This window comes from Rhizobacter sp. P1_G5, from assembly GCF_056405435.1.
In genome coordinates, this window is record NZ_JBFUCB010000305.1 from 1 (window position 1) to 7,037 (window position 7,037).

At 71.6% G+C, this 7,037-nt stretch carries 11 protein-coding genes; 5 read left to right on the forward strand and 6 right to left on the reverse strand.

What is annotated here, in order from left to right; genetic code table 11:
- From AC1D12_RS19850 to AC1D12_RS19870, 5 genes are all read left to right on the forward strand, one after another.
- Positions 1–535 (forward strand): aminotransferase class I/II-fold pyridoxal phosphate-dependent enzyme (locus tag AC1D12_RS19850; RefSeq protein WP_477842412.1); only part of this gene is annotated, 535 nt, incomplete at its 5' end.
- The gene (locus tag AC1D12_RS19855; protein ID WP_477842414.1) at positions 532–1,989 is read left to right on the forward strand and encodes a cobyric acid synthase; all 1,458 of its coding nucleotides are present in this window, start codon (positions 532–534) and stop codon (positions 1,987–1,989) included. The genes AC1D12_RS19850 and AC1D12_RS19855, both read left to right, overlap by 4 nt.
- A 3-nt stretch (positions 1,990–1,992) precedes the next feature.
- Positions 1,993–3,036 (forward strand): nicotinate-nucleotide--dimethylbenzimidazole phosphoribosyltransferase, encoded by a 1,044-nt coding sequence (gene cobT, locus AC1D12_RS19860; RefSeq protein WP_477826420.1) that lies wholly within the window; start codon positions 1,993–1,995, stop codon positions 3,034–3,036.
- A gap of 3 nt (positions 3,037–3,039) precedes the next feature.
- Complete coding sequence (cobS, locus tag AC1D12_RS19865; protein ID WP_477842416.1) at positions 3,040–3,831, forward strand: adenosylcobinamide-GDP ribazoletransferase; 792 nt, start codon at positions 3,040–3,042, stop codon at positions 3,829–3,831.
- Positions 3,828–4,358 (forward strand): histidine phosphatase family protein, encoded by a 531-nt coding sequence (locus AC1D12_RS19870; RefSeq protein WP_477842418.1) that lies wholly within the window; start codon positions 3,828–3,830, stop codon positions 4,356–4,358. Before cobS ends, AC1D12_RS19870 begins: the two co-directional genes overlap by 4 nt.
- Here AC1D12_RS19870 and nth read toward each other — a convergent pair.
- The 6 genes from nth to AC1D12_RS19900 form a co-directional block, all read right to left on the reverse strand.
- Complete coding sequence (nth, locus tag AC1D12_RS19875) at positions 4,334–4,996, reverse strand: endonuclease III (protein WP_477829489.1); 663 nt, start codon at positions 4,994–4,996, stop codon at positions 4,334–4,336. The two genes, AC1D12_RS19870 and nth, sit on opposite strands and share 25 nt — an antisense overlap.
- Positions 4,997–5,033: 37 nt before the next feature.
- Complete coding sequence (locus AC1D12_RS19880; protein WP_477842420.1) at positions 5,034–5,423, reverse strand: hypothetical protein; 390 nt, start codon at positions 5,421–5,423, stop codon at positions 5,034–5,036.
- 35 nt (positions 5,424–5,458) lie between these two features.
- Positions 5,459–5,953, reverse strand: coding sequence for a hypothetical protein (locus AC1D12_RS19885; RefSeq protein WP_477829657.1), 495 nt, complete (start codon positions 5,951–5,953; stop codon positions 5,459–5,461).
- A 102-nt stretch (positions 5,954–6,055) separates the two neighbouring features.
- The gene (locus tag AC1D12_RS19890) at positions 6,056–6,193 is read right to left on the reverse strand and encodes a hypothetical protein (protein ID WP_465114340.1); all 138 of its coding nucleotides are present in this window, start codon (positions 6,191–6,193) and stop codon (positions 6,056–6,058) included.
- Between the two features lie 22 nt (positions 6,194–6,215).
- Positions 6,216–6,413, reverse strand: a complete 198-nt coding sequence (locus AC1D12_RS19895; RefSeq protein ID WP_047502981.1) for a CsbD family protein — start codon at positions 6,411–6,413, stop codon at positions 6,216–6,218.
- Between the two features lie 159 nt (positions 6,414–6,572).
- On the reverse strand, positions 6,573–7,037 hold a 465-nt coding region (locus AC1D12_RS19900; protein WP_477842422.1), incomplete at its 5' end, for an RnfABCDGE type electron transport complex subunit B.

Here is a 7,037-nt window from a genome sequence, read left to right on the forward strand (position 1 = left end):
GGTCGACGGCGCGGTGCACGTCATCGACTGCGCGTACGCTCCGCTGCGGCTTTCAGGGCAGCGACACATGATGTCCGCTGCCGCATGGCAGCTGTGGTCGCCGAACAAGGCCCTTGGCCTGACCGGTATCCGCGCTGCCTATGCGATCGCTCCCGAAGCCGACCCGCTCGTTCAACCGCTGCTGGATCTCGCGCCCTCATGGCCGGTCGGCGCCCATGGCGTCGCGATGCTGACCGCGTGGACGGCACCCGCCACGCAGCACTGGCTGCACGAGTCGCTGGCCACGCTGCGCCGCTGGAAGGCGCGCCAACTCGACCTCTGTGCCACGCTCGGCTGGCGGTGCGAGGACAGCGAGACGCCGTTCCACGTCGTGCGCGCCGACGGTCTCGTCGAACGCCTGTCGCGCCTGCGCGAGCTTGGCATCAAGCTGCGCGACACGGCATCGATGGGCCTGCCCGGCGCCGTGCGCCTCGGCGTGCAGCGCCCCGAAGCCCAGGATGCGCTCGCACGCGCCTGGATGGAGATCACCCGATGACCGCCCGCGCCGTGATGGTCCTTGGCACCACCAGCGGTGCCGGCAAGAGCTGGCTCGCGACCGCGCTGTGCCGCTGGTATGCGCGCCAGGGCCTGAAGGTCGCGCCGTTCAAGGCGCAGAACATGAGCAACAACGCGCGCGTCGTGCCGGGCCTGGAAGGCCGCCTCGGCGAGATCGGCAGCGCACAATACTTCCAGGCGCTGGCCGCCCGCGCCGCCCCCGACGTGCGCATGAACCCGGTGCTGCTGAAGCCCGAGCGCGACACCGCGAGCCAGGTCGTGCTGATGGGCGAGGTGCGCGCCGACCTCGCCGGCGTGCCGTGGCATGACCGCAGCGCGCTGCTGTGGCCGCATGCGCAGGGCGCGCTGCGATCGCTGCAGGCCGAGCACGACGTGATCGTCATCGAAGGCGCCGGCTCGCCAGCCGAGATCAACCTGCGCCACAGCGATTACGTGAACATGCGCACCGCGCTCGCGGCCGACGCAGCCTGCCTGCTCGTCAGCGACATCGACCGCGGCGGCGCCTTCGCCCACCTGTACGGCACGCACCAGTTGCTCGCGGCCGACGAGCAGCGGCTGCTGCGCGGCTTCGTGCTGAACCGCTTCCGCGGCGATGCGCGGCTGCTCGAACCCGGCCCGTCGCAGCTGCAGCAGCTGACCGGCGTGCCGACGCTCGCGGTGCTGCCGATGTGGCGCGGCCACGGCCTGCCCGAGGAAGACGGCGTCTTCGACGACACGCCGAGCGGCGATGCCGACGGCCTGCGCATCAGCGTGATCGCGCCGCCACGCATCAGCAACCTCGACGAGTTCCAGCCGCTGCGCCACCTGAGCGGCGTGCGGCTGCGCTGGGCGCGCACGCCGGCCGCGCTGGCCGATGCCGACTGGATCGTGCTGCCCGGCTCCAAGCACACCAGCAGCGACCTCGCGTGGCTGCGTGCGCAGGGCCTGGCCGATGCGGTGTGCCGGCATGCCGCGGCCGGCCGGCCGGTGCTCGGGCTGTGCGGCGGGCTGCAGATGCTCGGCGAATCGCTCGCCGACCCGTTCGGCATCGACGGCGATGCGGCCGGCCTCGGGCTGCTGCCGCTGGCCACGCGCTTCGAGCGCGAGAAGCGGCTTTGCACCGTCGAGGCTCGCTTCGAGACGCTGGACGGGCCGTGGGCCGCGCTGTCGCAGGCCGCCTTGCGCGGCTACGAGATCCGCCACGGCCGCACGCAGGCCACCGCGCCGCTCGCCGTCGCGCTGCGCAATGCCGGCGGCGAGCCGATCGGCTGGCAGCGCGGCAACGTGCTCGGGCTCTATGCGCACGGCGTGTTCGAATGCGACGAGGTGCTGCGCGCATTGTTCGGCCGGCAGGCCCGCACGCTCGACGCCGTGTTCGACGGCCTCGCCGATTTCGCCGAGGCGCACTTCGCGCCCGGCTCGCTGATGCGACTTCTCCAACCTTCGCGGGACTGACCCATGCGCTTCGAACTGCCCTCCATCACCCCGATCGACGACGCCGCGCTCGCGCAGCGGCTGCAGCAGCGGCTCGACCGCAAGACCAAGCCGCAGGGCTCGCTCGGCCGCCTCGAATCGCTCGCGCTGCAGCTCGGGCTGGTCCAGCGCAACGAGGCGCCCCGCCTCGTGCAGCCGCAGATGCTGGTGTTCGCCGGCGACCACGGCCTCGCGGCGCGCGGCGTCTCGGCGTTTCCGAGCGATGTCACCTGGCAGATGGTCGAGAACTTCCTGGCCGGCGGCGCGGCGGTCAGCGTGCTGGCGCGGCAGCACGGTCTCGCGCTGACGGTGGTCGATGCCGGCGTCGCGCACGATTTCGCGCCGCGTGCCGGGCTGCTCGACCGCAAGGTCGCGCGCGGCACCGCTGATGCGCTGGCCGGACCGGCGATGAGCGAGGCGCAATGCCGGCAGGCACTGGCGGCCGGCATGGCCGTCGTGCACGAGCTGCCCGGCAATGCGGTGCTGCTCGGCGAGATGGGCATCGGCAACAGCTCCAGCGCCGCGCTGCTGCTCGCGCGCCTGGGCGGCCAGCCGATCGATGCCTGCGTCGGCCGCGGCACCGGGCTCGACGATGCCGGCCTCGCCCGCAAGCGCACGGTGCTCGCGCAGGTGCTCGAACGCCATGCCGGCGCGACGCAGCCGCTGGAGGTGCTGGCCGCGTTCGGCGGCTTCGAGATCGCGATGCTCGCCGGGGCGGCGCTGCAGGCGGCCGCCGAGCGGCGCGTCGTCGTCGTCGACGGCTTCATCGCGAGCGCCGCGGTGCTGGTGGCCACGCGGCTCGCGCCGGCGCTCGCCGGCTACTGCGTGCTCGCGCACCGCTCGGCCGAGCCGGGCCATGCGCTGATGGTGCGCGAGTTGGGCGGGGAGCCGCTGCTCGACCTCGGGCTGCGGCTGGGCGAAGGCTCGGGCGCCGCGCTCGCATGGCCGCTGCTGGAAAGCGCGGTGCGCGTGCTGGCCGAGATGGCGAGCTTCGAATCGGCCGGCGTCTCGGACCGCAGCGAGGCCTGACGCGTGGTGAAGGCCGTGCTGCACGAACTGCGCCTGATGGCGATCGCGCTGCAGTTCTTCACGCGCGTGCCGGTGCCGTCGCGCGTCGGCTTCGAGCCCGCGTGGCTGAACGCGAGCGCGCGGCATTTCCCGCTGGTCGGCTTGCTCGTCGGCGGGGTCGCGGCGCTCGCGCTGGCCGTCGGCAGCCAGGCCCTGGGCACTGCGATCGGCGTGTGGCTGTCGATCGCGGCGACCGTCTGGCTCACCGGTGCCTTCCACGAGGACGGCCTGGCCGACACCTGCGATGCGCTCGGCGGCGCGGTGAGCCGCGAGCGGGCGCTGGAGATCATGAAGGACTCGCGCATCGGCAGCTACGGTGCGGTCGCGCTGGTGCTGGTGCTCGGCTTGAAGGCCGCGACGCTCGCCAGCCTGCCGCTGGCGCTGGCGGTGCCGGCGCTGCTGCTCGCGCACACCGCGTCGCGCGCGGCGGCGGTGGTGCTGATCCGCGTGCTGCCGTATGCGGGCGAGGTGTCGCAGGCCAAGGCGAAGCCGCTCGCGCAGAAGGTGTCGGCGCTCGGCGTCGCCGTCGCGCTCGGCTGGGTGGTGCTGCTGGCGGGCGCGCTGGTCGCGTTGCGCTGGGCGGGGTGGCCGTACGTCGCACTCGCGCTGGCCGGCGTGCTGCTCGGCACGATCGCCTGCGGCCGCTGGTTCCGGCGCCGGCTCGGCGGCATCACCGGCGACACGCTGGGCGCCACGCAGCAGATCACCGAGTTGCTGGCGCTGCTGGGCTGGGTGGTCGCGCTGCGCTGGGCATGAACCGCATCGAGGCCTGGCGCCATCCGCGGCCCGACGGCGTGGCGGGCCGGTGCATCGGCCACACCGACGTGCCGGTGGACCGGCGCCGCGCGAAGCGCCTCGCGCACCGCATCCGCCGCGCGGCGCGGTGCGAAGGCTGGCCGAAGGGCGTCTGGACCTCGCCGCTGCGGCGCTGCGCCGACGTGGGCCGCTGGCTCGCGCGCTGGGGCTGGACACACCGCATCGATGCGCGGCTGTGCGAGCTGGATTTCGGCGACTGGGATGGCCGGACCTGGGTCGAGATCGGCGCGGCACCGGTCGACGCCTGGTGCGACGACTTCCTGCGCGGCGCGCCGGGTGGCGGCGAGTCGGTCGCGCAGTTGCTGCAGCGCTGTGCCGAGGTGCTGGGCGAGTTGCCGCCGCACGCCTGCATCGTCGCGCACGCCGGCTGGTTGAATGCCGTCCGCTGCCTGCGCGACGGCATCACGCCTGCGCGCGCCGCCGACTGGCCGGCGGCGCCGGGCTACGGCGCGCGCGTCTCGGGGTAGATCGGATGCGGCCCGCCCGGCCGCGAATCGCAGTACGCCGCCACGCCGCATTCGAAGCACAGCGGCTTGCGCGCCTGGCACACATAGCGGCCGTGCAGGATCAGCCAGTGGTGCGCGTCGACCAGGTAGCCCTCGGGCACCCGCTTCAACAGGCCGAGCTCGACCTCCAGCGGATTCTTTCCCGGCGCGAGCCCGGTGCGGTTGCTGACGCGAAAGATGTGCGTGTCGACCGCCATCGTCGCCTCGCCGAACGCGACGTTCAGCACCACGTTGGCGGTCTTGCGGCCGACGCCCGGCAGCGCCTCCAGCGCCTCGCGGGTGCGCGGCACCGCGCCGCCGTGCTGCTCGATCAGGATGCGGCAGGTCTCGAGCAGGTTCTTCGCCTTGTTGCGGTAGAGCCCGATCGTCTTGATGTGCTGCGTGATGCCGTCGAGCCCGAGCGCCAGCATCTTCTGCGGCGTCGGGGCGACGGCGAACAGCTTGCGCGTCGCCTTGTTGACRCCCACGTCGGTGGCCTGGGCCGACAGCAGCACGGCGGCCAGCAGCTCGAAGACGTTGGTGTATTCSAGCTCGGTGTTCGGCTGCGGGTTGGCAGCCTGGAGCGTCGCGAAGAAGGGCTGGATCTGGTCGGCGTTCATCGGCGCGCATTGTGGCAGCGCGCGGCGCGCCCCACAGTCAGACGGTCTGGATGGATGGCTGTGGTACTGGTCGCTCTCTGTCTTCTTGGCGGCAGATGGCGACGCTGGTGTAGACGCAGGGCCACGCTGCCGCCACCAGGACACCACCCACGATCAGAGGTGCAATGCCTAACGCGGAACCCGCCAGCCCACCCGCGATGAAACCAGTGCCGATGGTCAGCGCGAACATGGCAGCGACGGCATTTCCGATCGCGCAATTCGTGTCCGACACGCCGCAGTAGCTCGTTGCAGCGGTGTGGTCGTCTCCCGCTTGGGGCATGCAGCAATCCCAACGTGACTGGATGGTGTTCCCGTCAGGCGACGGGTTCGCATTCGCAGGTATCTGAGAGCGACGCGCGTCGACTTTTGCACGTGCGGTGGGGTCCATGAAATTTCCTTGGTGCGGTTGAAGAAATCGAACGATCAGTTCCGGATCCTGCGCGCCGCCAGCTGATCGATGCGGCGGCGGGCCAGTTCCTGCAGTTCGACGAAGGCCGCATCGGCACGGCCGAGGTCGATCGTGGCTTCGAAGGCCTGGACCGCCTCTTCCTCCCGGCCGGTGGCCGCGAGGCACTCGCCCAGCCGGAACATCGCGGCCACATGACGGGGATTCCCGACCAGGCACAAGGCATACATCGGCGCGGCCAGCTCGGGTTGGTTCAACCGCTGCAGGCAGGTCGCGGCTATGAAGCCATGGCGAGGGCTTTGCGCATGCGTTTCGAGATGGAGTGCGATTGGCAAGGCGTGCTGGAACTGTCCCTCGTTGCAGAGCCGCGAGGCGATGTCGTAAAGCGCATCGCAGCGCTGCGGTGACAGTGGCTGCACCGCGTCCGTGACCACTTGCCCGCGCTCAGCGGGTGGCGCGGCACGAAGCTGCTCGGCGATGCCGATCAGGCCGGTCCCGAGGGACTGCACCAAGGCAGCGATCTGCGGGTCGGGGTACGCATGTGAATGCAGCGGTGCATGGGGGGTTACTGCGGAATTCATGCCGCATGAGTAACCGGCCCGCGCGAATGGTTCCTAGCCCGGTGCGCTGGCGGCCGGCGGCGCGTTGGTGGTCGGCTTCGGCGTGCCTGAACCGAGCTTGTCGCACGCAGTGAGCGACAGCGTGGCGCCCATGCTGAGCATCAACAGAAATGCCAACAGCAGTCGATGCATGGCGGTACTCCTTTGTCGCCGTTCAGTAGCGCGATTGCAGCTCGCGGATCTGTTCGCGGGCTTCATCCTCGTAGGCGCCGTGCTTGCGCTGCAGCTTGCCGGCATGGCGTTCGCGTTGACCTTGCTCGACATGGTTCTGGTTGCCGGTCACGCGGCCCCAGTTCTCACGGGCCTGGCCCTTGAATTCCTTCCAGCGGCCCCCGATGCGATCGTGATGCATTGCAGCTCCTTGCGCGGTGATGTCGGACGGCCGGCATCGGCCATCCGTGGCGCAAGCGTAGGCGGGGAGGCTGGCCGCCGTCGTCGGTTCCGACCCGGGGTCCGGATAGGACGCGGCTGATTCAGCTGTAGGAATCGGCTGACAAGCCGCTCGATGCGCTCAGCCGGGCTTGCGCTGGCGTGCGCGGGCGAGCGCGGCTTCGATGACGCTGCTCTTGACGCTCACCTCGGTGCCTGCCGCCGCCGTGGGCGCGCTGCGGGCGGCCATGCGCGCCTGGCGTTGCTGCTCGTCGTGCGCCAGCCGCGCGCGGTGGAATTCGAAGCGCTCGCGCGCCTCGTCGGCCTGCGCCGGGCTCCACGCGTCCCAGCCGGTGCGGCCCGGGCTGGCGTCGACCAGCGAGATGCAATCGACCGGGCAGGCCGGGATGCACAGCTCGCAGCCGGTGCACAGCGGCTCGATCACGGTGTGCATCGATTTCGGCCCGCCGACGATGCAGTCGACCGGGCAGGCCTTCAGGCACAGCGTGCAGCCGATGCACCAGGCCTCGTCGATCACCGCGAGGCGCCGCGGCCCTTCGTGGCCGTTCAGCGGGTTCAGCGCCTGCACCGGCCGGCCGGTCAGGCG